Annotated in this window: 19 protein-coding genes and 1 riboswitch; of the genes, 12 read left to right on the top strand and 7 right to left on the bottom strand. The window is 66.1% G+C overall.

Annotated elements, in window-relative coordinates; genetic code table 11:
• Positions 1 to 1,164: 1,164 nt before the first annotated feature.
• Entirely contained in the window at positions 1,165 to 2,106 is a 942-nt protein-coding gene (locus tag A3840_RS18505) for a DMT family transporter (RefSeq protein WP_082904035.1), read from the bottom strand.
• Between the two features lie 151 nt (positions 2,107 to 2,257).
• On the opposite strand from A3840_RS18505, the gene A3840_RS18510 reads away from it, so the two are divergent.
• Positions 2,258 to 3,547: an adenylosuccinate synthase gene (locus A3840_RS18510; RefSeq protein WP_067460610.1), complete on the top strand. Its 1,290-nt coding sequence runs from the start codon at positions 2,258 to 2,260 to the stop codon at positions 3,545 to 3,547.
• 48 nt (positions 3,548 to 3,595) lie between these two features.
• The gene (locus A3840_RS18515; protein ID WP_067460613.1) at positions 3,596 to 5,530 is read left to right on the top strand and encodes a hypothetical protein; all 1,935 of its coding nucleotides are present in this window, start codon (positions 3,596 to 3,598) and stop codon (positions 5,528 to 5,530) included.
• A gap of 10 nt (positions 5,531 to 5,540) precedes the next feature.
• Here the strand turns inward: A3840_RS18515 and A3840_RS18520 are convergent, their stop codons facing one another.
• The 3 genes from A3840_RS18520 to thiB form a co-directional block, all read right to left on the bottom strand.
• On the bottom strand, positions 5,541 to 6,176 hold the full coding sequence (locus A3840_RS18520) for an ATP-binding cassette domain-containing protein (RefSeq protein WP_067460616.1): 636 nt from the start codon (positions 6,174 to 6,176) through the stop codon (positions 5,541 to 5,543).
• Positions 6,154 to 7,752 (bottom strand): ABC transporter permease family protein, encoded by a 1,599-nt coding sequence (locus A3840_RS18525; protein ID WP_067460619.1) that lies wholly within the window; start codon positions 7,750 to 7,752, stop codon positions 6,154 to 6,156. The genes A3840_RS18520 and A3840_RS18525 overlap by 23 nt, the downstream gene beginning before the upstream one ends.
• 370 nt (positions 7,753 to 8,122) lie before the next feature.
• Positions 8,123 to 9,127, bottom strand: a complete 1,005-nt coding sequence (gene thiB / locus A3840_RS18530) for a thiamine ABC transporter substrate binding subunit (RefSeq protein ID WP_245676666.1) — start codon at positions 9,125 to 9,127, stop codon at positions 8,123 to 8,125.
• A gap of 70 nt (positions 9,128 to 9,197) precedes the next feature.
• Positions 9,198 to 9,298, bottom strand: a riboswitch (TPP riboswitch).
• Between the two features lie 27 nt (positions 9,299 to 9,325).
• Between thiB and A3840_RS18535 the strand changes: the two genes are divergently transcribed.
• Entirely contained in the window at positions 9,326 to 10,015 is a 690-nt protein-coding gene (locus tag A3840_RS18535) for a thiamine diphosphokinase (protein WP_165603226.1), read from the top strand.
• Between the two features lie 171 nt (positions 10,016 to 10,186).
• Here A3840_RS18535 and A3840_RS18540 read toward each other — a convergent pair whose 3' ends face one another.
• Entirely contained in the window at positions 10,187 to 11,995 is a 1,809-nt protein-coding gene (locus tag A3840_RS18540; RefSeq protein ID WP_082904036.1) for an ABC transporter ATP-binding protein, read from the bottom strand.
• A gap of 211 nt (positions 11,996 to 12,206) precedes the next feature.
• Between A3840_RS18540 and rpmE the strand changes: the two genes are divergently transcribed.
• Positions 12,207 to 12,428: a 50S ribosomal protein L31 gene (rpmE, locus tag A3840_RS18545; protein ID WP_046105508.1), complete on the top strand. Its 222-nt coding sequence runs from the start codon at positions 12,207 to 12,209 to the stop codon at positions 12,426 to 12,428.
• 80 nt (positions 12,429 to 12,508) lie between these two features.
• On the opposite strand, the gene rcdA is transcribed toward rpmE, so the two are convergent.
• Positions 12,509 to 13,027 carry a protease adaptor protein RcdA gene (gene rcdA, locus A3840_RS18550; RefSeq protein WP_067460625.1) on the bottom strand — a complete coding sequence of 173 codons (519 nt, stop codon included), beginning with the start codon at positions 13,025 to 13,027 and terminating at the stop codon, positions 12,509 to 12,511.
• Positions 13,028 to 13,342: 315 nt separating this feature from the next.
• Entirely contained in the window at positions 13,343 to 13,525 is a 183-nt protein-coding gene (locus A3840_RS18555; RefSeq protein ID WP_067460628.1) for a DUF1192 domain-containing protein, read from the bottom strand.
• Between the two features lie 80 nt (positions 13,526 to 13,605).
• On the opposite strand from A3840_RS18555, the gene A3840_RS18560 reads away from it, so the two are divergent.
• From A3840_RS18560 to A3840_RS18590, 8 genes are all read left to right on the top strand, one after another.
• Positions 13,606 to 14,628, top strand: coding sequence for an NAD(P)H-quinone oxidoreductase (locus A3840_RS18560; protein WP_067460650.1), 1,023 nt, complete (start codon positions 13,606 to 13,608; stop codon positions 14,626 to 14,628).
• Positions 14,629 to 14,744: 116 nt separating this feature from the next.
• Positions 14,745 to 15,479, top strand: a complete 735-nt coding sequence (locus A3840_RS18565; RefSeq protein ID WP_067460630.1) for a DUF1013 domain-containing protein — start codon at positions 14,745 to 14,747, stop codon at positions 15,477 to 15,479.
• A gap of 531 nt (positions 15,480 to 16,010) precedes the next feature.
• Entirely contained in the window at positions 16,011 to 16,769 is a 759-nt protein-coding gene (locus A3840_RS18570; RefSeq protein ID WP_082904038.1) for a sulfite exporter TauE/SafE family protein, read from the top strand.
• 221 nt (positions 16,770 to 16,990) lie between these two features.
• Complete coding sequence (locus A3840_RS18575; RefSeq protein ID WP_067460633.1) at positions 16,991 to 18,793, top strand: M3 family oligoendopeptidase; 1,803 nt, start codon at positions 16,991 to 16,993, stop codon at positions 18,791 to 18,793.
• 51 nt (positions 18,794 to 18,844) lie between these two features.
• Positions 18,845 to 19,009 carry an aa3-type cytochrome c oxidase subunit IV gene (locus tag A3840_RS19220; protein WP_082904039.1) on the top strand — a complete coding sequence of 55 codons (165 nt, stop codon included), beginning with the start codon at positions 18,845 to 18,847 and terminating at the stop codon, positions 19,007 to 19,009.
• Positions 19,010 to 19,074: 65 nt separating this feature from the next.
• Positions 19,075 to 20,508 (top strand): Re/Si-specific NAD(P)(+) transhydrogenase subunit alpha, encoded by a 1,434-nt coding sequence (locus A3840_RS18580; RefSeq protein WP_067460636.1) that lies wholly within the window; start codon positions 19,075 to 19,077, stop codon positions 20,506 to 20,508.
• A 1-nt stretch (position 20,509) separates the two neighbouring features.
• On the top strand, positions 20,510 to 20,818 hold the full coding sequence (locus A3840_RS18585) for a proton-translocating transhydrogenase family protein (protein ID WP_067460638.1): 309 nt from the start codon (positions 20,510 to 20,512) through the stop codon (positions 20,816 to 20,818).
• An 8-nt stretch (positions 20,819 to 20,826) separates the two neighbouring features.
• Positions 20,827 to 22,230 carry an NAD(P)(+) transhydrogenase (Re/Si-specific) subunit beta gene (locus A3840_RS18590; RefSeq protein ID WP_067460656.1) on the top strand — a complete coding sequence of 468 codons (1,404 nt, stop codon included), beginning with the start codon at positions 20,827 to 20,829 and terminating at the stop codon, positions 22,228 to 22,230.
• Positions 22,231 to 22,658: the final 428 nt, after the last annotated feature.

The following is a 22,658-nucleotide window of genomic DNA, read 5'->3' on the forward strand; positions in this document are numbered from 1 at the left end:
AGATGTGTATAAGAGACAGGTTGATCGTTGCAACCCCATCTCCACCCGGCTGATGAGGGGGAGGATAGTATGGAGTGATGGGGGCGGGGATAAGTTTCGGTTTTTTTTTGCGGGTTCGGCGTTTGTGGCAGCAGCCCCCTCATCCGGCCTTCGGGCACCTTCTCCCCGAGGGGGAGAAGAATGGTTCGGCGTTTGCCCTCTTATCCCTCTCCCCCTCGGGGAGAGGGTGGATCGGCCGAAGGCCGAGACGGGTGCGGGGGTGGGCGGCAGGGTGTCGACATCAGGCGCCGGTGTGTGGGAGCACCCCCTCCCAGCTTCGCTAGGCCTTTCGGCCAAGCTGCGCTACCTCCCCCGTCAAGGGGGAGGTGGGTTCGGTTCTTGGGGCAGCGCCCCGCCATTCGCGCATAGCGCTCATGGCCTTCTCGCCTCAAATCTCTCCACTGGAGAGATTTGCCCTGCGGGGCGGCTCGAAGCCCCTCATCCGCCCTTCGGGCACCTTCTCCCCGAGGGGGAGAAGAATGGTTCGGCGCTCTCCTCTTATTCCTCTCCCTCTCGGGGAGAGGGTGGATCGGGCGCAGCCCGAGACGGGTGAGGGGGACGGGGTGGCAGAGTGTTTGATTTCTAACGTCTGCGCCTGCCGGCACCCCCTCCTAGCTTCGCTAGGCCTATCGGCCAAGCTGCGCTACCTCCCCCGTCAAGGGGGAGGTGGGGCCGGTGTTTGGGACAGCGCCCCGCCATTCGCGCATAGCGCTCATGGCCTTCTCGCCTCAAATCTCTCCGCCGGAGAGCTTTGCCCTGCGGGGCGGCTCGAAGCCCCTCATCCGGCCCTTCGGGCCACCTTCTCCCCGAGGGGGAGAAGAATGGGCCGGCGCTAGCCTCTTATTCCTCTCCCCCTCGGGGACAGGGGGGATCGGGCGCAGCCCGAGACGGGTGAGGGGGATGGGCGGCAGGGTGTTTGTTTTCTAGCGCCAGTGCGTGGGAGCACCCCCTCCCAGCTTCGCTAGGCCTGTCGGCCAAGCTGCGCTACCTCCCCCGTCAAGGGGGAGGTGGGGGCCGGCGTTTGCCGCACGCACCGTTCGTCACCCTCGGGCTTGACCCGAGGGCGTTCAGGTCAAGCCCGAGGGTGACGAATTGTGGGGTGGACGTTGGGCACCTCCGCCCCGCCTAAAACCGTCGTGCGGCCCATTCGGCGAGGACGATGCCGGCGATGATGATGGCGGCGGCGGCGAAGTGATAGGGCTCCAGCGCTTCGCCCAGGATCAGGACCGAGCCCAGCGTGCCGAAGACCGGGATCAGGTTGTGGGTGGGGGCGGCGCGGTTGGCGCCGACCAGTTCCACCCCGCGGGCATAGGCGACCTGGCTGAACATGGAGGGAAAGACCGCGACATAGGCGATCACCAGCCAGACATTGAGCGAGGCATCGCCCAGCGTCGCCACCTGTCCCAACCCGCCGCCCAGCACGGCCAGCATGACCACAGCGGTGACGGCCGCGCCGGCAAAGGACACCGCCATGAAGCTCATGATATGCACTTTGGGGCGGAAGCGCAGAGCCAGCGTATAGCCGGTATAGGACAGGCAGGCGAGAATGACGAAGCCGTCGCCGACATTGAGGTCCATCCGCAATAGCCGGGCCGGATCGCCATGGGTGGCGGTGAGGATGACCCCGAAAATCGCCAGCAGCACGCCCACGATCTGCACCGGCCGCGCCCGGACCCGGAAGAACAGGAAATTGGCGCCGAGAATCAGCATCGGCAGGGAGCCCTGCTCGATGGCCGAATTCACCGCACTCGTGGTTTGCAGGCCCAGATAGAGAAAGCCGTTGAACAGCGCATAGCCGACCACCCCGAACACCATGAGCACCAGCCAATTGGCCCGCACCTCGGCCCAATCGGCGCGCAGGTGGCGCAGGGCGAAGGGCCAGATGAACAGGGTCGCCAGCACGCAGCGGGCCGCCAGCAGCAGGAACGGATCGATTTCCCCCACCACCAGCTTGGCCGCGACGACATTTCCGCCCCAGAACAGCGGCGCCAGAACCAGCAGCAGATAGGGCTGATCGAGCATGCGGGCGAAAATGCCGCTATTTTGGGTCTCGTGCGGCTTTGTCATCGACGCCCCGGTGATGTAAGGACAATTGGACTTACCAGCTATTCGGCCGCAATCAAACCAGACAAGGGCGGCCGAGGGGATAGGCGTCCGCTCATCGAAGGGTCCGGCAGAAGCGGGCCTGTTACCGCGTTTTCTTGGGGAAGACTGGATTATGGCGAATGTGGTTGTCGTCGGCTCGCAATGGGGCGACGAGGGCAAGGGCAAGATCGTGGACTGGCTCAGCGAGCGCGCCGATGTGGTGGTGCGCTTCCATGGCGGCCACAATGCCGGCCATACGCTGGTCATCGACGGGGTAAGCTATAAGCTCGCCCTGCTGCCCTCGGGCCTGGTGCAGGGCAAGCTGTCGGTCATCGGCAATGGCGTGGTGGTCGACCCGCACCATTTCGTCGAGGAAATGGCCAAGCTGCGCGGCCAGGGCGTCAAGATCACCCCCGAAATATTGCGCATCGCCGACAATGCGCCGCTGATTCTCTCCCTGCATCGCGAGCTGGACGGCATCCGCGAGGACGCCAATGCCGGGCTCAAGATCGGCACCACCCGCCGCGGCATCGGCCCGGCCTATGAGGACAAGGTCGGCCGCCGCGCCATCCGCCTGGTGGACCTGAGCGAGCCCGACACCCTGATGCCCAAGATCGAGCGGCTGTTGACGCACCACAATGCGCTGCGCCGCGGCATGGGCCTGAGCGAGATCGCCGCCGAGACCATCCACGAGGAACTGAGCTCGATCGCCGGGGACATCCTGCCCTTCATGGACCAGGTCTGGCGCGTGCTGGAAGACAAGCGCCGCGAGGGCGCCCGCATCCTGTTCGAAGGCGCGCAGGGCGCGCTGCTCGACAACGATCACGGCACCTACCCCTTCGTCACCTCCTCCAACACCGTGGCCGGGCAGGCCGCCGCCGGCTCGGGCCTGGGCCCCACGGCGATCGGCTATGTGCTGGGCATCACCAAGGCCTATACGACCCGGGTGGGCGAAGGCCCCTTCCCCTGCGAGCTCGATGACGAGATCGGCCGGCACCTGGCGGTGGTGGGCCGCGAAGTGGGCGTCAATACCGGCCGCCCCCGCCGCTGCGGCTGGTTCGACGCCGTGCTGGTGCGCCAGACGGTCAAGACAAGCGGCATTACCGGCATCGCCCTGACCAAGCTCGACGTGCTCGACGGGCTCAAGGAGATCAAGGTCTGCGTCGGCTATGAGCTGGACGGATCACGGATTGATTATTTGCCCGCCTCAATGGGGGCACAGGCCCGCGTTAAGCCGATCTACGAAACGCTGGAAGGCTGGTCGGAAACCACGGCGGGCGCGCGCTCCTGGGCCGAATTGCCGGCCCAGGCGGTCAAATATGTGCGCTATATCGAAGAACTGATCGGGGCGCCGGTGGCCTTGTTGTCCACCTCTCCCGAACGGGCCGACACGATCCTCGTGGTTGACCCATTCCAAGATTGAGAAATTTTGCTACAAGACTGCGCTGTCAGAGTGAGTACCAAATAGCCAATGGCGGATTACAAGGAGCTGTTGCGTCGGGCGATCTCGGCGCTGCCCGAGAATAACGGGGCCGCGCGGCGCGCGGTCTATGAGAAGGCGCGCTCCGCCCTGGTCGGGCAATTGCGCGCCATCCAGCCCCCCCTGCCCGCGCGCGACATCACCCAACATCGCCTGCAGCTCGAGGATTGCATCCGCCAGGTCGAGCAGGAAGCCAGCGAGGCCGTGATCAATCTGGGTCGCGAGCCCCAGAATGTGCGGCCGGCCATGACGCCGCCCGTCCAGGCGCCCAAGCCGCCCCCGTCGCCGCGCGAGGAGCCCGCGCCGGAACCGGTCGCCGCGCCCCTCGAAGCGTCCGAGCCGCCCGCATCCATGGCGGCGCCGGAAGAATCCCCGGCCCCCGAGGCCGACGAGCCGGAACCGCAGGCGGAAGAGGCAGCGCCCGCCCCGGCCGATCCGGAGCCCGAGCCGGAAGCGCCCGCCGCGCAGAAATCCATCGAGGACATTATCGCCGAGGCCGCCGAAACCTCCGGCGCCGCCATCAGCCTGGTTGCGAACAAGGACACGGCGCCCGAGCCGGTCCCCACCCGCTCGGGCTTTTTCACGCCCCGGCGCGATCCCTTCCTCGCCAGGCCCGACGACAAGCCGGCCATTCTGCCCGGCGCGCCGGTGGTCGAGCCCGTCCTGGGCAGCACCGCGCTGGCCCATCAGCCGGCCGCCGAGCCGGTCATCATCGAGCCGCCGCTGTCGGTCGAGCCCGCCCTTTCCAGCGTGCGCGAGGTCGACCTGGAAGGCAGCGAAACCCGCGAGGCCGAAGGCGCCATCGAGCGCGCCATCGAAACGCTGGACCGCGAGGCGCGCGGCGAGCCCGCCGAGCCCCTGCCGCCCATGCCCCCGCCCCCGGCCAGCCTGGCCGACGGCATGGACCGCCCCGACGAATCCGGTTTTGCCGCCGCCGAAGCCGAGACCCGCTCGGGCGCGGGGCTGACCATTTTCCTCGTCGTCTTCGCCCTGCTGCTGGTCGGCGTCGGCGGCGCCGGCTTCTGGGCCTGGCGCGAGGGCTATGTCGATCTCGACCAGATGTTCGGCCAGAACCAGCCGGCAATCACCGAGACGGCGCAGAATGCCGACCAGCCCGCTCTGCCGACCCTGGATGCCAATCCCACCGGCGACAGCGAAGGCGCTGCGGGTCCGGGCAATACCGCCACCAATAATGCCTCCGAGCCGACCAGCGCGCTGGAAGGCGTCGCCGAGGACCGCCTGGAGCCCACGCCCGAACCGGTGACCCCGACCGGCGGGGAAAGCATCCTGCCCTCCATCGGCACCGGCGAGAACAAGACCGAAGAGCGCCTCTCGGGTAGCGATACTTCCATCGCCAATGCCAATGACCCGGCAGCCAGCGTCGACCCGGTCAACCTGGCCGGCAATCAATCGCTGCTGCTCGAAGCCTCCGGCGACGGCCAAAGCGGCGCCGTTCCCTTCTCGGGCACGGTGGACTGGACCGAGGGCGTCGACGAGATCGGCCTGCCGACGCTGCAGGCCCGCGCCAGCATTCCCGCCCGCAATCTCGAAGTCTCGATCACCATCCGCAAGAACAGCGACCCGATCCTGCCGGCGAGCCATCTGATGGAAATTTCCTTCGATGTGCCCGACACCTTCATGGGCGGCTCGATCGCCACGCTGGCCGGGGTGCTGCTGAAGAACGAGGAACTGGTGCCGGGCACGGCCCTGAGCGGCGCCGCCGCGCGGGTCGTGGGCAATTCCTTCCTCTTCGCCCTCAGCGCTTCGCCCAATGACGTGGCGGCCAATTCCGACCTGCTGCGCAGCCGCCGCTGGATCGACCTGGCCGTGATCTACGGCACCGGCCGCAATGCCATCCTGACGCTGGAAAAGGACGAAGACGCCCAGGTCCTGTTCGACCGGGCGCTGGCGGCCTGGGCCGAGTAAGGGGAGCGCGTCAGACGCGCTCCAGCCGGCCGTCCACCAGGCGATAATGCCGGTTGGCCAGCGCCGCGATGTCGTCGGCATGGTGGCTGACCAGGATCGTGTGCCAGCCATGGCGGCGGGTGAGCTCGCCCACCAGGTCCCGCGTCGTCCTGCGGGTCTCGTCGTCCAGCGCCGAGAACGGCTCGTCCAGCAGCAGCACGGCGCGGTCGCGCAGCAGCGTCCGCGCCAAGGCCACGCGCTGCTTCTGGCCGCCCGACAGGGTGGCGGCCGATTTATCCTCGAAACCGGCCAGTCCCACCTCCGCCAAGGCGGCTTTGACCGCCGCCGATCCCTCTTGTTTCGGCGTGCCCCTGGGCAGGCCCAGAAGAGCGTTCTCGGCGGCGCTGATATGATCGAAGAGATTGTCCGCCTGCAGCAGGAGCGAGACCGGACGACGTTCGGGCGGCAGGGGCAACAGGTCGGTGCCGTCCAGGGTCAGCGCGCCGGATCGGGGGCGCTGGAACCCGGCGACCAGATCGAGCAAAGTCGATTTTCCCGAACCGCTGGCGCCGGAAATTGCCGTTATTTCTCCGGGACTTGCCTCCAGAGAAAACAGATAGGACGCCTGCTCCGGATAGGCGAAACTAAGCTTGTCGGCGACCAGCATGGGCGAGCCTTTCGATGAGGCGGGGCAGGAAGATGAAGGCGGCGATGGTGCCGATCAAGAGGATCGCGGCAATGGCGGCGGCATCGTTGTTGCGATAGGAGCCGAGCGCCCGGTACATCATCAGCGGCAGGGTCTGGAAATCCTGGGTGCCGAACAGGGCGATGACGCCTAAATCCCCGAGGGAAAAGCAGAAACTCAGCGCCAGCATCAGCCCGATATCGCGCCCGAGCAGCGGATATTCGATGCGGGCGAACTGCGTCCAGCCGCCGATGCCGAGCGAGCGGATGAGCTTGCCGCGCGTGCGCACGATGGCGTCGAGCGGTGGACCCAGCGTTGCCATTGCGAAGGGTAAGGCCAGCAGACTGTTAGCGCCGACCACCACGAATGGGGCCGCAAGGCTGGTCGAAACGCCAAAATTGCGCACCAGGAGGAAAAAGCCGAGCGAGAGCACCACCGCTGGCACCGCCAGATAGGCGAAAGCGGGTATGCCGAGCCCGGTCCGCGCCAGCGGATGACCCGCCGCGCTGCGGCCCAGCGCCAGCGCCAGAGCGAGCATCAAGGTGAGCAGGGCCGACGCGGTGCCGATGCCGACCGAAGTGATGGTGGCGCGCCAGAAGGCGGGCTGCGCCAGCACCCGGCCGAAGCCGCCGACAATGCCGTCATAGAGCACCGAGAGCAGCGGCAGGGCGAAGCCGAGGGTGGCGATGATGAGCACCAGCCATTGCAAAGCGCGGGCGCCGGGGCCATCGCGCCAGGTGGGCGGCAGCGAGCGGCCGAGCGCCGCCGGCACCGGGCTGAAGGCCGAGGCCAGCAGGATGACCAGGGCGCAGACCCCGATCTGCGTCAGCGCCAGGCGCACCGCGCCGGCAAGGTCGAAATCGAGCCGCACGGCGGAAAAGATCGCCACTTCCAGCGTCTGGTTGGCCGGCCCGCCGCCGAGCAGCAGGACGATGGGAAAGCTGGTGAAGGCCAGGAGGAAGATGATGGCGCCCAGGCCCGGCAGGCTGCCGGCCATGGCCGGCCAATCGATGAGGCGGAAGCGCCGCCCGGCGGAGAGCGCCAGCGACTGACCCACCTTGAGGCGATTGGCGGGAATGGCATCGAGCCGGGCCAGCAGGATGCGGGCGGCGAAGGCGCCATCGAGGATGACATGGGCGAGCAGGATGCCCGAAAGCCCATAGGCCGGAGAATCGAAGCTGACGCCGAACAGCGATTGGCTGAACTGGTTGATCCAGCCATTGCGACCCCAGATGGAGAGGAGGCCGAAGGCCACCACCATGCCCGGGGTGACGATGGCGGCGGCGAAGAGGCCGACCATGAGATCGCGACCGACAAAACGCAGCCGATTGAGCGCCCAGGCCAAAGCCATGCCGACCAGCAGCGAGAGGATGGTGGTGAGCCCGGCCTGAATGGCGGTCATCCGCAGGAGGTGCGGAATATCGACGCGCGAATGGCCGCCGGCATCGGTCGCCGCCGCCAGGATGGCCCAGAGCACCGCGGCGATGAGCGCCGCAATGGCGATGGAGAGCGCCGTAGCGATGGTGATGCGGGCGGGACGGTGGGGAAGGGTCAGCATTTTGTGTTCGCTCCGGCATCCCCCTCATCCGGCGCTTCGCGCCACCTTCTCCCCGAGGGGGAGAAGAATGGCATCGTGCCTGGACGCACGCCGCACTCCATTCCCCTCCCCCTTGAGGCGGGGTCATCGCATATGGGCCGATAGAACCGAGGGGGCCACCCCCCACCCCATCCCTCCCCGCAAGGGGGAGGGTGCCGGGCCGCTGTGTGAGACGCAATACTGCCCCCCACTGGATGCGGCACCTCCCCCTTGACGGGGGAGGATGGGAGGGGGTGCGGGAGCCCCGATGGTCGAGCGTGTGCGCCCCCCACCCCAGCCCTCCCCGCAAGGGGGAGGGTGCCACATTGCGCCTGCGTCAGCATCGCCGGTCCTATTGCACCGCCGCCAGCATCTCGTCGATCCAGGCGGCCGAGTTTGCGGTGATCTCTTCTTCGGGCAGGGTCAGCGTCTTTTCCGGCTGCGGCAGGCCGGCAAAGGCCGGGTCGAGCTTGTCGCCCAGATCCACCACCGGGAACATCCAATTGGTGGTGGGGATATGCTGCTGGCCTTCGGGCGAGGCGAGGAAGGCGAGGAAGTCGCGCGCCAATTCCTGCTGGTCGGAGGATTTCAAAATCCCGGCCACCTCGATCTGCGGGAAATGTCCCTCGGTGAACAGCGCCGCCTTGATGGTGTGATCGTCCTCGTCGTGGATGTGGTAGGCCGGCGAGGTGGTGTAGGAGAGCACCATGTCGGCCTCCCCTTCCAGGAACAGCGAATAGCTCTCGCTCCATTCGCGGGTAATGGTGAGGATTTTCGGCTTGAGGCCGGCCCAGATCTCGGGGGCGCGCTCGCCATAGGCGGCCTTGACCCAGAGCAAGAGGCCCAGGCCCGGCGTGGCCGAGCGCGGGTCCTGGATGGCGATCTTGACGCTGTCGGGCAGCGCGATCAGCTCCTCGAACGAGGCCGGCGGCACCGGCATATTGTCGGTGTCGTGCATGAAGGCGAAATGCGAATAATCGAAGGGCACGAATTGCGCGTCGGTCCAGGGCTCGGGCAGGACCAGATGGCTCAGGTCCAGCCCGTGATCGGCAAAGAGCCCGGTGGCGCGGGCCTCCCCGGCAATGGCGGTATCAAGGCCGAGCAGAATATCGGCCTCGGTGCTCTCGCCTTCGAGCTGGGCGCGGCGCAGCGTGCCGATGGAGCTGTCGGCGGCGATGAAATTGACGCTGCATTCGCAATTGGCTTCGAAGCCCGCCTTGAGCGGCACGCCGGGGCCCCAATCGGAAGCGAACCCATCGTAGGTGTAGATGGTGAGGACAGGCTTGTCCTGCGCGAGCGCCATGCCGGAAACTCCGGCAAGAAGGACCGCAAGCGCGATGGAGGAGAACTTGACCATATGGGTCATCCCTTCATTCAATTGCGATCATGGGGGAAGGGGCGTGGTCAATGGTGGGGGCGCAGAGATGCACCCTTGCCATCTCGAACTTCCTCCGCCAGCATGACCTGGTTCAGGTTCTATGGGTAACTCTCAGCTCCGGCGGCAACCGGAACACCCCAGCGAGACGGTGCGGACCATATTGAGAGACTTCCCCAAGTGCAATCCCCCTTTCCCGATAGCGGCAATACGGTGCTGCTGAACTTCGAGCGTCCGCTGGCCATTGTCGGCGGCGGCACTGTCGATCCCGCCCTGCTGCGCGAGCTGGCGGCCCGCAATGTCGCATTGATCGCCGCCGATGGCGGCGCCGAGGCGCTGGACGCGGCCGGGCTCCTGCCCGAGGCCATACTCGGCGACCTTGATTCGGTGTCGGACCGGGCGGGCTGGGCGGCCCGCACCCGCGTCATCCATATCCCCGAACAGATCAGTACCGATTTCCAGAAGGCGCTCTATTCGACCAGCGCGCCGGTGACCCTGGCCCTGGGCATGACCGGCAAGCGGCTCGACCATACCCTGGCGGCGCTGGGCGCCCTGCATGAAGTGGCCCGGACCCGCCACGTGATCCTGGTGGACGAGGTGGACGTGGCCCTGGCCGTTTCCGGCCCCTTCGCCTTCGAGGCGCAAGCGGGCGAGCGCATATCGGTACATCCGCTGGTGCCCATCGTCTTCGACCGCACCGAAGGGCTGTTCTACCCGATGAACGACCTGCTGCTCGATCCGGCGGGGCGGCTGGGCACCTCCAACGAGGGCACCGGAGGGCGCGTCGAGATCGTGCCGAAGGACGATACGCCCTGGCTGCTGATCCTGGGCCGGGAACGGCTGTGGGATCTGGTGGGGGCTTTGGTTTAACTCTAATCTTCCTTCTCCCCTTGTGGCAGAAGGTGCCCGAAGGGCGGATGAGGGGTGTTCAGAGGCTTCCCACACTCCTCTGCGGAGGAGAGAACCCCTCACCCTGCACAATCCGCTGAACGCGGATTGCGCTGCCCCTCTCCCACAAGGGGAGAGGGGTGGGCCGATGGCTTACGCCGTCCGGAACTGCAATTTGGCCAGTTCGGCATAGCGGCCGCCCTTGCCGACCAATTGGTCATGCGAGCCCTGGTCGATGATGCGGCCGCCTTCGAGCACCAGGATGGTACTGGCGTCGCGGATGGTGGCGAGGCGGTGGGCGATGACCAGGGTGGTGCGGCCCGCCATGAGATGTTCGAGCGCCAATTGCACCAGGTGCTCGCTCTGCGCGTCCAGCGCCGAAGTGGCTTCGTCGAGCAGGAGGATGGGCGCATTGCGCAGGATGGCGCGGGCAATGGCGAGGCGCTGCTTCTGCCCGCCCGAGAGCATGACGCCGCGCTCGCCCACCACCGTGTCATAGCCGAGGGGCAGGTCGGCGACGAAATCGTCGACGAGCGCCGCCCGCGCCGCCGCGATCACCTCGTCGCGGCCGGCATCGGGCTTGCCGAAAAGGATGTTCTCCTCGATCGTGCCGGCGAAGATGATGGGCTCCTGCTCGACATAGGCGAAGCGGGAGCGCAGGTCATGCAGGGCCACGTCGCGGATATCGAGGCCATCGACGCGAATGCTTCCCCCATCGATATCGTAGAAGCGCTGCAACAGCGACAGGGCGGTCGACTTGCCCGAGCCCGACGGGCCGACCAGGGCCACGGTCTGGCCCCTGGCGACCGAGAAGCTGATGCCGTCGAGCACCGGCTCGCCCTCCGGTCCGTCATAGGAGAAGGTGACATTGTCGAATTCCACCGTGCCCAGCGGCGGCTGGGGCAGCGGAAGCGGCTTCTTGGGGTCCTGGATGCGGGGCGTGGTATCGAGAATTTCGGTCAGCCGCTCGGTGGAGCCGGCCACCATCTGCAAGGTGCCCAGCACTTCCGACACATTGGTGAGGGCGCCGGCCGCCATCAGCGCATAGACGAGGAATTGCGCCAATTGCCCGGCGGACACCGAGCCCTCGAACACCGAGCGGGCGCCCCACCAGACCAGGCCCACCAGCGCCGCCGTGCCCAGGAAGATGACCATGGCCACCATGATCGAGCGGGCGGCCAGGCGCCGGGTTTCGGCGCGATAGCTGGCTTCGCTGCGCTCGTCATAGAGCCGCGATTGCACCCCTTCCTGGGTGAAGGCCTTGACGGTGCGATTGGCGCCCAGCATCTCGGTCGCCATGGCCGAGAGGTCGGCCAGCGCATCCTGGGTCTTGCGCGACATGCCGCGCAGCCGGCGGGAAAAGGCCATGACCGGCACGAGCACCGCCGGCAGCGCGATGACCACGGCAAGGGTCAGCACCGGGCTGGTGAGGATCATCATCACCAGCGCGCCGATAATGGTGACCAGAGAGCGCAGGGCCAGCGAGAAGCTGGAGCCCACCGCGCCGCGGATCACCGCCACGTCGCCATTGAGCCGGCTGGTCAATTCGCCGATGCGATTGGTGTCAAAATATTTGGCGTCGAGCCGCAGCAGGTGGCTGAACACCGCCTGGCGCAGATCCGCCAGGACGCGCTCGCCGATCACCGAGATGAAATAGAAGCGCGCGCCGCTGGCTATGGCCATGATGGCGGCGATGGTGACGATCAGCCAGCCATAGCGCCCGACATTTTCCAGGTTCTGCGCCACGAAGCCTTCATCGATCGCCCCGCCCAGGGCGGCCGGAATGGCGAGCGAGGAAATGGCCGAGGTGAGCAGGAACAGCACGGTCAGCGTCAGCCGCACCGGATAAGCCAGGATGAAGGGCACCAGCCGCCGCAAGGGGCGCAACCGCCTGGGCTCGACGCTGGTTTCGGGCACAATCTTTTCGGGATCGGCCTCAACGGGCACGGCCTGGTCTGTCATGGCGTTATGAAGCCGTCTTTATTGCTGGAGCCGCCGCCCGTGGCGACCGCCTCCATATAGGCCCTGCCCCCGGGAGCCGCAACCTCGTGCACAAGCGGCAAATTTGCCGCCCCGCCGGACTTGCGAAGCCGGTGCATCTCATGTAGGAAGCCGCCCAATACCAGTTTTGCTCTCCGGGCGCTGCGGCGCCCGTTTGATTTGAGGCGACGCCATGAAGACCGATATTCACCCCGACTACCACGTCATCAACGTGGTCATGACCGACGGCACCACCTACCAGACCAAGTCGACTTGGGGCAAGGAAGGCGACACGCTGCAGCTCGACATCGACCCCAAGACCCATCCCGCCTGGACCGGCGGCACGGGCCAGCTGATGGACCGCGGCGGTCGCGTCTCGCGCTTCAAGGAGCGCTTCAAGGGCCTGGGCATCTAAGCCAGCCTTGCGGAATTTCGAAAAGCCCGGCCATCGCGCCGGGCTTTTTGCTTGGGGGATGCCGGCGAAGGATGAGACGTCTAGGCGCGGGCGAAGGCGGCCTTGATGCGGGCGAGCTGGTCGGCGACGCCATTGGCCTGGACCGGCACCCTGTCCGGCAGGTCGCCCTTCTCCAGCGCATCGAGCTGCATCACGCGCTCGAACAGGCGATCGCCCTTGTCGATGAAATCGCGCAAAGTGGCGGGGAGCTGGTCATAGCCGGGGCCGCCGCGCTCGCTGGGCGTGGCGGAAAACCGCACCTTTTCCTTCTCGGCCCGGGCATTTTCGCGAGTGATCTCGCCTTCATTGACGGCCCGCTGCAAGAGCAGCCAGGACGCCAGCTGCATCAGCCGCGTCGTCAGCCGCATGGATTCGGTGGCATAGAGAAATCCCGCCTCGCGCGAGAGCACCCGGCTTTCCAGGCGCCCCCTGTCGTCGAGATAGGCGGCGACCGCCTCGATCAGGCCCATGCCTTCCCGATAGAGCGCATCGAACCCGCCCGACGCCACGATGCGCGGGCCGATGGATATCGCGGATTTGGTCTCGCCCGTTTCGGCCAAGGATCGTCCTCCAATGGGCCCATGCTAGGCGCAATGCCGCCAGCCGTCACCCCAAGGTTCCGCCTATCCTAAAAATCCGGTTTAAGCGTGGCAGCCAAACCCCGTTGCACAAAAAGAAAAAGAGCCACAGCATTTGCGGCTCTCGAAGTTAACAGGGAGGCGTCAAACAGAGGGAGAAACCACTCTGAAAAATTCAGAACAATCTGAATAACGAGACCCTAACGCGCAAAGCTTAATTCGACCTTAACAGGACTCGATTTCTTAACCCTGTCCGATCACGAGCCCGCGATTGTGCTTTTCATGTCGCGCTCGCCCTCAGAACTTGAACGCCGCCTCCGCCGCCTTGCGGGACGAGCCCTTGGCATCGATGGCCTGGCGCAGCCGCGCGATTTCGGCTTCGAGCAGGGCGATCCGGTCGTGCAATTCCTCCACCGAGAGGGTGTCGAGCACCATGCCGACCTCATGGCTCCTGGGCTTGCTGCGCTCTTCGTCGTCCATTTTCGTCTCCCGGGTACAAAGCGGTCGAAGTTTAGCGCTCTGGCCTTGCGGGGCAAGCCGGCTTGCGCCAGCATCGCGCCATGACCCTTTCCGCCGACATGCTCGCCGTCGCCATAGCCGCCCCCGGCGGCCCCGAAATGCTGCAAGCGCGCCGCGTGCCGCGGCCCGAGCTCGGCCCCGGCGAGGTGCTGATCCGCGTCGCGGCGGCGGGGGTGAACGGCCCTGACCTGGCGCAACGACGCGGCCATTACGATCCGCCCCCCGGCGCCTCGCCCCTGCCGGGCCTGGAAGTGGCCGGCGAGATCGTTGCCCTGGGCGCGGAAGCGGCCGGCTTTGCCCCCGGCGACAGGGTGATGGCGCTGACTAATGGCGGCGGCTATGCCGAATATGTCGCCGTGCCCGCCGGCCAGGTCCTGCCCATGCCCCGGGGCTGGCGCTTTGCCGAAGCCGCCGCCCTGCCCGAGACCTGGTTCACCATGACGCAGACCCTGGTGCTGCGCGCCGGGCTGGAACAGGACATGTGGGTGCTGGCCCATGGCGGCGCCGGTGGCATCGGCAGCGCCACGATCCAGATTGCGGCGCTCCTTGGCGCCCGGGCCATCGCCGTGGTCTCGGACGGCGCCAAGGCCGATTATTGCCGCGCCATCGGCGCCGAAGCGGTGATCGACCGCAGCCGGGAGGATATCGTCGAGCGCGTCAAGACCCTGACCCAGGGCCACGGCGCCGACCGGATCGTGGATATCGTGGGCGGCGACGTGGCGCGCACCAATATCGAGGCGGCGGCGCGGGGCGGCCATATCGTGCAGATATCCACTCTCGAAGGCGGCAATGCCAGCCTGCCGCTGCGGCTGCTCATGGCCAAGGACCTGACCCTGTCCGGATCGACCCTGCGGCCGCAATCGGCCGCCACCAAGGCCGGAATCGCCGCCCATATCGGGCAGCATTTCCTGCCCGCGCTCTCCCGGCCCGGCGCGACCCGCCCGGCCATCGCCACCTTCCCGCTGGAGCAGGCGGCCCAGGCCCACGCGCTGATGGAAAGCCGCGCCCATCGCGGAAAACTGATCCTGCTCACCCCGCAGGACGGCGGGGACAAGCCGACTTAATCATTGCGGATCGACGGCATTTTCCCTATATTATCGGTCAGTTCCCCCTCAGCATTTGGCCAAGAGGCGGAGCGGCCCGGAGGAAAACCGGCCGCGCCAGCAGGAGTAATTTAACCATGTCCCAGTCCCTTCTGATGCCCAAGGCGACCGCCGTCTGGCTCGTGGACAACACGGCTTTGTCCTTCGAGCAGATCGCCGCCTTCTGCACGCTGCATCCGCTGGAAGTGCAGGGCATCGCCGATGGCGACGTGGCCAGCGGCATCATGGGCGTCAACCCGATCCAGAACGGGCAATTGACCCGCGAGGAAATCGAGAAGGCCGAGGCCGATCCCAATTACCGCATGAAGGTGTCCGAGCCCAAGGTCCGCGTCGCCGCCGTCAAGCGCAAGGGTCCGCGCTATACCCCCATTTCGCGCCGCAACGAGCGCCCCAATGCCATCAAGTGGCTGGTGCGCAACCATCCCGAGCTCAAGGACGCGCAGATCATGCGCCTGGTCGGCACCACCAAATCGACCATTGAATCGGTGCGCGAGAACACGCACTGGAATTCGGCCAACCTGACCGCCATGGACCCGGTGACGCTGGGCCTGTGCAGCCAGATCGATCTCGACCTCGAGGTCAAGCGCGCCAGCAAGGACGCCCCCGCCCAGAGCGAACTCCACGAGGGCACCACCCTGCTCACCGCCGAGGAAGCCCTGGCCCGCGCCGGCGGCCGCTCTTCCTACGAAGCCGAGGAAGGCTTCGAGGGCGAGGACCGCGCCCCGGCCCAGCCCGCCGACAGCGATATCGACGCGGATTCGGTCTTCGCCAAGCTCAAGTCGCTCAAGTCGGACAGCACCGACGAGGAATGAGCCGGCCTGGTTCGCAGGTCTGAAAATCCCCGCTTCGGCGGGGATTTTTGTTTTCGGGCTGGGCCTTGTCCCGGGCGCCCGCCTGCACGTCTCCTTGAGGAGAGGGCTATCGCATTTGGGCAAATGTCTCGTGCGTGCCGACACCCCCTCCCAGCTCCGCTAGGCCTTCGGCCAAGCTGCGCTACCTCCCCCATCAAGGGGGAGGTGGGGCGGTGGGGGTGGTGGGGTGGTGTTTGCCGCATGATCCCGCCACTCACCGCTCGTCACCCTCGGGCTTGACCCGAGGGTGTTTTCGGCATCGCAAGAGCCCTCGGGTCAAGCCCGAGGGTGACGATCGTGTATGGGATGACGATTGCGTATGAAAATGACCCTCGCGTGTGAAAATGACGATCGTGTATGGGGGTGACGATTGCGGATGAGGGACGATCATGTATCGCGCCACATCGGCGCCGCGACCGGCCCCCAAGGTTGACAAATCCCGTCCCAGGGCGTGGAGCTAGGCCACCTGCCTCCCTCCGGATTCGCTTCCCCATGTTCGATCCCTTTTTCGTCACGATCGCCGTGATCGCGGTGCTGATCGTCGGCCTGTCCAAGGCCGGCCTGCTCGGTGGGCTGGGCGTGGTGGGCGTGCCGCTGCTCACCCTGGTCATGGCGCCGCGCGACGCGGCCGGCATGATGCTGCCGGTGCTGCTCTGCATGGATGCGGTGGCCATCTGGATGTATCGCAAGGAATGCGACTGGAGCCTGCTCAAGATCATGCTGCCGGGGGCGGCCGTCGGCACGCTGATCGGCTGGGCGCTCTGGGCCGTGGTCAGCGACGCCATGGTGCTGCTTATGGTGGGCGTGGTGACGCTGCTTTTCGTGCTCGACGCGGTCTTTCCCCTGCGCAAGAAGCTCGAAGGCCTGCCGCCCTCCAAGCCCTGGGGCGTGTTCTGGGGCGGGCTGGCCGGCTTTACCAGCTTCATCTCCCATACCGGCGGCCCGCCCTTCCAGATCTATGTGCTGCCGCGCCGCCTGGCGCCGGCGCTCTATGCCGGCACCACGGCCTTCTTCTTCGCCATCGTCAACACGGCCAAGCTGGTGCCCTATTATTTCCTCGGCCAGCTCAATGTAGAGAACCTGACCCTGTCGGCGGCCCTGGCGCCGGTGGGGGTGCTGGGCGTGTTTCTCGGCGTCTACCTGGTGCGCCGCATCGATGCGCGGCTGTTCTACCGGATCGCCTATTGGCTGGTGTTCTTGCTGGCGCTGCAATTGATCTGGGAAGGGTCGAGCCGGTTGCTGGCGGGGTAAGAACCCCCTCACCCGTCTCGGGCTTCGCCCGATCCACCCTCTCCCCAAGGGGGAGAGGAATAAGGGGGCGCGCCGGACTATTCTTCTCCCCCTCGGGGAGAAGGTGCCCGAAGGGCGGATGAGGGGGACCTCCGACAATCCCCGCGTCACCGGACCACCTTTCCATCCCTCCCCGCGCTAGCTAAGGTCCGGCCCGAAACTTTTCTCGGGAGTCGCGTTGCATGTCCGAAGCCGTACAAAAGGGCCATAACCAGTTCGGAAACCTGCCGGTCTGGGATCTCGACGATCTCTATCCCGGCAAGGACAGCCCGCAATTCAAGGCGGCGCTCGAAGAGGCCAAGGCGCTCGCGGCCAAGTTCGAGCAGGACTACAAGGGCAAGCTGGTCGACCTCACCAAGTCGGGCCAACTCATCAAGGCGATCAAGGACAGCGAGGTTCTGGGGGACCTGTCGGGCCGCATCGGCTCGTTTTCGTTCCTGCAATATGCGCAGCGCTCCACCGATCCGGACCGCGCCAAGTTCATGGGCGACACCAACGAGGCGCTGACCGCGCTCTCGACCCGGGTGCTGTTCTTCGAACTCGAACTCAACCGCATCGAGGATGCCGATCTCGAAGCCGCCTTCGCCAAGGACCCGGAACTGGCGCGCTATCGCACCTGGTTCGCCGACCTGCGCAAGGCCAAGCCCTACCAGCTCGACGACAAGCTGGAGGAATTGTTCCACGACAAGTCGGTCACCGCCTTCTCGGCCTGGAACCGGCTCTATGACGAGACGCTGTCGAGCCTGGAATTCGAGGTCGACGGCGAGACGCTGAACCTGGAAGCGACGCTGCACCTGCTGTCCGAAAAGGACGAGAGCAAGCGCGAAGGCGCCTTCAAGGCGCTGTCGAAGACCTTCGCGGCCAATGTGCGGCTCTTCACCCACATCACCAATGTGCTGGCCAAGGACAAGGAAATCTCCGACCGCTGGCGCGGCTACCAGGACATCGCCGATAGCCGCCACATGGCCAATGCGGTGGAGCGCGAAGTGGTCGATGCCTTGCAGAGCGCGGTGCAGGACGCCTATCCGCGCCTCAGCCACCGCTATTACCGGATGAAGGCCAAGTGGTTCGGCAAGGACAAGCTCAATGCCTGGGACCGCAATGCGCCGTTGCCGACCAGCGACGAGCGCATCTGGGACTGGGACAGCGCCGTCTCCACCGTGCTCGACGCCTATGGCCGCTTTTCGCCGGAGCTGGCGGACGTGGCAAAGCCCTTCTTCAATTCCGGCTGGATCGACGCGCCCACCGGCAATGGCAAGCTCTCGGGCGCCTTCGCGCACCCCACCGTGCCCAGCGCCCATCCCTATCTGATGCTCAATTATCTCGGGCGCACCCGCGATATCATGACGCTCGCCCATGAGCTGGGCCATGGCGTGCACCAGCGCCTTGCCGCCGCGCAGGGACCGATCCTGGCCAATACGCCGCTGACCCTGGCCGAGACCGCCTCGGTCTTCGGGGAAATGCTGACCTTCCGCGCCCTGCTCGACAAGACCACCGATCCCAAACAGCGCTTCGCGCTGCTGTCTTCAAAAGTCGAAGACATGCTCAATACGGTGGTGCGGCAGATCGCCTTCTACACCTTCGAGCGCAAGGTCCATACCGCCCGCCGCCAGGGCGAATTGCGGGCCGAGGAAATCAACGCCATGTGGCTCGAGGTGCAGGCGGAATCGCTCGGCGACGCCATCGTGGCCAATGAAGGCTACGAGGTGTTCTGGACCTATATTCCGCACTTCATCCATTCGCCCTTCTATGTCTATGCCTATGCCTTCGGCGACTGCCTTGTGAACTCGCTCTATGCACAGTATGAGAAGGCCAGCGAAGGCTTTGCGGAGCGCTATTTCGAGCTTCTCAAGGCAGGGGGCAGCAAGCATCATTCCGAACTTCTCGCGCCTTTCGGGCTCGATGCGAAGGATCCCCAATTCTGGTCGCTCGGCCTCTCGATGATCGAGCGGCTGATCGACGAGCTGGAAGCGACCTCGCCCTGAGGCACCACTTTCGGCTTAACACCTTTAGACGACTGTACTTCCGAGGATCTTATGGCCAAAACCCGCCCAGAACATCACCCCGAGCCGGTACTGGAATCCGCCATGGACTATGCCGAACATGAAAAGACCTATAACGGCTTCGTGCAGGGCGTGAAGTGGTCGATCTACGGCATGGCGGCCCTGATGATCGTCCTCTATTTCCTGATCATCCACTGATCCAGAACCCATAGGCTGGCGCCGCGAAACAAGCCTGCCCCCGGCAGGCGGGTAGGAGACTTTCCATGAAGATTGCCGTCTTGCGCGAGCGTTTCGAGGGAGAGAGCCGCGTCGCCGCCACTCCCGAAACCGTCGCCAAACTGATCGGCCTGGGGGCCGAAGTCAGTGTCGAGAAAGGGGCGGGCCTGGGTTCGCGCCTCTCCGACGAATTGTTCAGGGAGGCGGGCGCCTCCATCGGCGCCAATGCCGCCGCCACCCTCAAGGGCGCCGATATCGTGCTCGTGGTGCGCCGCCCCGCTGCCGCCGACCTCGCGGGGGTCAATAAAGGCGCGCTGCTGATCGGGGCGCTCGACCCCTATGGCAACGAAAAGGACGTGGCCGCGCTGGCCAAGGCGGGCGTTTCGGCCGTGGCCATGGAATTCATGCCGCGCATCACCCGCGCGCAGGTCATGGACATCCTCTCCTCCCAGGCCAACCTGGCCGGCTACCAGGCCGTGATCGAAGCGGCGGCCCTGTTCGACCGGGCCATGCCGATGATGATGACGGCCGCCGGCACGGTGCGCCCGGCCAAGGCCTTCGTCATGGGCGCCGGCGTCGCGGGCCTCCAGGCCATCGCCACCGCCAAGCGCCTGGGCGCCGTGGTTTCGGCAACCGATGTCCGCGCCGCCGCCGGCGAGCAGGTGGAATCGCTCGGCGCCAAGTTCATCATGACCGATGCCCTCAAGGACGCCTCGGGCAGCGGCGGCTATGCGCGCGAACTGACCAAGGACGAGCAGGCGGCCCAGGCCGAGCTGGTCGCCGGGCATATTTCCAAGCAGGATATCGTCGTCACCACCGCCCTGATCCCGGGCCGCCCGGCGCCCAAGCTGGTGACCCGCGCCATGGTCGAATCCATGGCCCCCGGCTCGGTCATCGTCGATCTGGCCGCCGAGCGCGGCGGCAATGTGGAACTGACCCAGCCGGGCAAGGTGATCGTCCATAACGGCGTGACCATCGTGGGCCACACCAATCTGGCCGGGCACATTCCCACCACTGCCAGCCAGCTCTATGCGCGCAACCTGCTGTCCTTCATCGACACCCTGATCGACAAGAAGGAAAAGAAGCTCGCCATCAATTGGGACGACGAGCTGGTGAAAGCCACCGTGCTGACCCGCGACGGCGCCGTGGTGCATCCGAACTTTGTTTCCGCCGCGCCCGCCGAGACGCCCAAGCCGGTCGCCGTGCCCAAGCCCGCGCCGAAAAAGCCGGCCGCCAAGGTCGAGGCCAAGGATGCTCCGGCCAAGACCGGCGCCACCAGGAAGCCGGCCACCCGCAAGACGGCCGAGAAAGCCGAGGCGGCGCCCGTGCCCGAGGCGGTGATCCCCCCTGCCCCGGCCGCGCCCGCAAAAGCCGGGAAGGCCCCGGCCCGCAAGGCCGCCGCGCCGAAAACCGAGGCGGCAAAGAAACCCGCCGCGAAGAAGCCTGCCGCCAAGCCGGCGGCAAAGAAGGAAGGCAAGTAAGATGGATATGTCCGCAATCGACCCCTTCACCTTCCGTCTCGCCATTTTCGTCCTGGCGATCTTCGTGGGCTATTTCGTGGTCTGGAGCGTCACTCCGGCCCTGCACACGCCGCTGATGAGCGTCACCAACGCCATTTCCTCGGTGATCGTGGTGGGCGCCCTGCTCGCCGTCGGCGTGCACATGGTCCATGACGCGAGCTGGATTTCCAAACTCTTCGGCTTCATCGCCCTGGTGTTCGCAAGCGTGAACATCTTCGGCGGGTTCCTGGTGACCCAGCGCATGCTGGCCATGTACAAGAAGAAGGGCTGATCGAAATGATCGACGCAAATATCGCCGCCCTGCTCTACCTGGCCGCCGGCATCCTGTTCATCCTGGCCCTGCGCGGGCTTTCCTCCCCCGCCTCGGCGCGGCAGGGCAATCTCTTCGGCATGGTCGGCATGGGCATTGCCGTGCTCACCACGCTGCTGGTGGCCGCGCCCAGCGACTGGCTGAGCTGGCTCCTGATCGTCGGCGGCCTCGGCCTGGGCGGCGGCATCGGCGCCTATATCGCCCGCTCGGTGAAGATGACCGACATGCCGCAATTGGTCGCCGCCTTCCACTCGCTGGTGGGCCTGGCCGCCGTCTTCGTGGCCGCCGCCGCGCTCTATGCACCGGAAGCCTTCAATATCGGCGAGATGGGCCATATCCATGCCCAGGCGCTGATCGAGATGTCGATCGGCACCGCCATCGGCGCCTTCACCTTTACCGGCTCGGTCATTGCCTTCGCCAAGCTCAACGGCAATATGAGCGGCCGGCCCATCCTGCTGCCGGCCCGCCATCTCATCCATATCGGCTTCGGCATCGCCATCGTGGCGCTGGTCTGGGCCTTCACGGTGACCGGCGAGCCCTGGCTGTTCTGGGCCATCACCATCCTGGCGCTGATCCTGGGTGGGCTGATGATCATCCCCATCGGCGGGGCCGACATGCCCGTCGTGGTCTCCATGCTCAATTCCTATTCGGGCTGGGCGGCCGCCGGCATCGGCTTCACCCTGGGCAATACGGCGCTGATCATCACCGGCGCGCTGGTCGGTTCCTCGGGCGCCATCCTGTCCTACATCATGTGCAAGGCCATGAACCGCTCGTTCATCTCGGTGATCCTGGGTGGCTTCGGCGGCGACGCCGCCGCTGCTGCCAGCGGCGCCGAGGACGACCGCCCGGTCAAGCAGGGCGCGGCGGACGACGCGGCGTTCCTGATGAAAAATGCCGGCAAGGTCATCATCGTGCCCGGCTATGGCATGGCCGTGGCCCAGGCCCAGCACGCCCTGCGCGAAATGGCCGACATGCTCAAGGCCGCTGGCGTCGAGGTCAAATATGCCATCCACCCGGTGGCCGGCCGCATGCCCGGGCACATGAACGTGCTGCTGGCCGAGGCCAATGTGCCCTATGACGAAGTGTTCGAACTGGAAGACATCAATTCCGAATTCGCCCAGTCCGACGTCGCCTTCGTCATCGGCGCCAATGACGTGACCAACCCGGCCGCCAAGACCGACAAGACCTCGCCGATCTACGGCATGCCGGTCCTCAATGTCGAGGATGCCGGAACGGTGCTGTTCATCAAGCGCGGCATGGCCGCCGGCTATGCGGGCGTGCAGAACGAATTGTTCTTCCGCGACAACACCATGATGCTGTTCGGCGACGCCAAGAAGGTGACCGAGGACATCGTCAAGGCGCTGGGCCACTAGCCCGGTCACGTTTTGCTTGCCCCTTTAAGAGGGGGCTGAGGGAGGGGGGCATCAGTGGACAACTGAGCCACCCCCACCTACGGATCGTCACCCTCGGGCTCGACCCGAGGGTGTTTGCGATACACCCAAGAACAAAGAACCCTCGGGTCAGGCCCGAGGGTGACGACCAGGGGTGGGGCCGGATCGCGCCCCCAACACCACGCCTACCTCCCCCTTGACGGGGGAGGTAGCGCAGCTTGGCCGACAGGCCTTAGCGAAGCTGGGAGGGGGTGCCGGCAGGCACAAGCGCCTGACGTTAACACCCTGCCGTCCATCCCCCCTCCCCAGCCCTCCCCGCAAGGGGGAGGGTGCCGGGCCGGTGTATGCAGAAGCGCCCCGCCCAACCACCACTCGTCACCCTCGGGCTTGTGTGGAGGAAGTGTGGTTTA

The sequence above is a fragment of the Devosia elaeis genome, from assembly GCF_001650025.1.
In the GTDB taxonomy this organism is placed as follows: Bacteria; Pseudomonadota; Alphaproteobacteria; order Rhizobiales; family Devosiaceae; genus Devosia; species Devosia elaeis.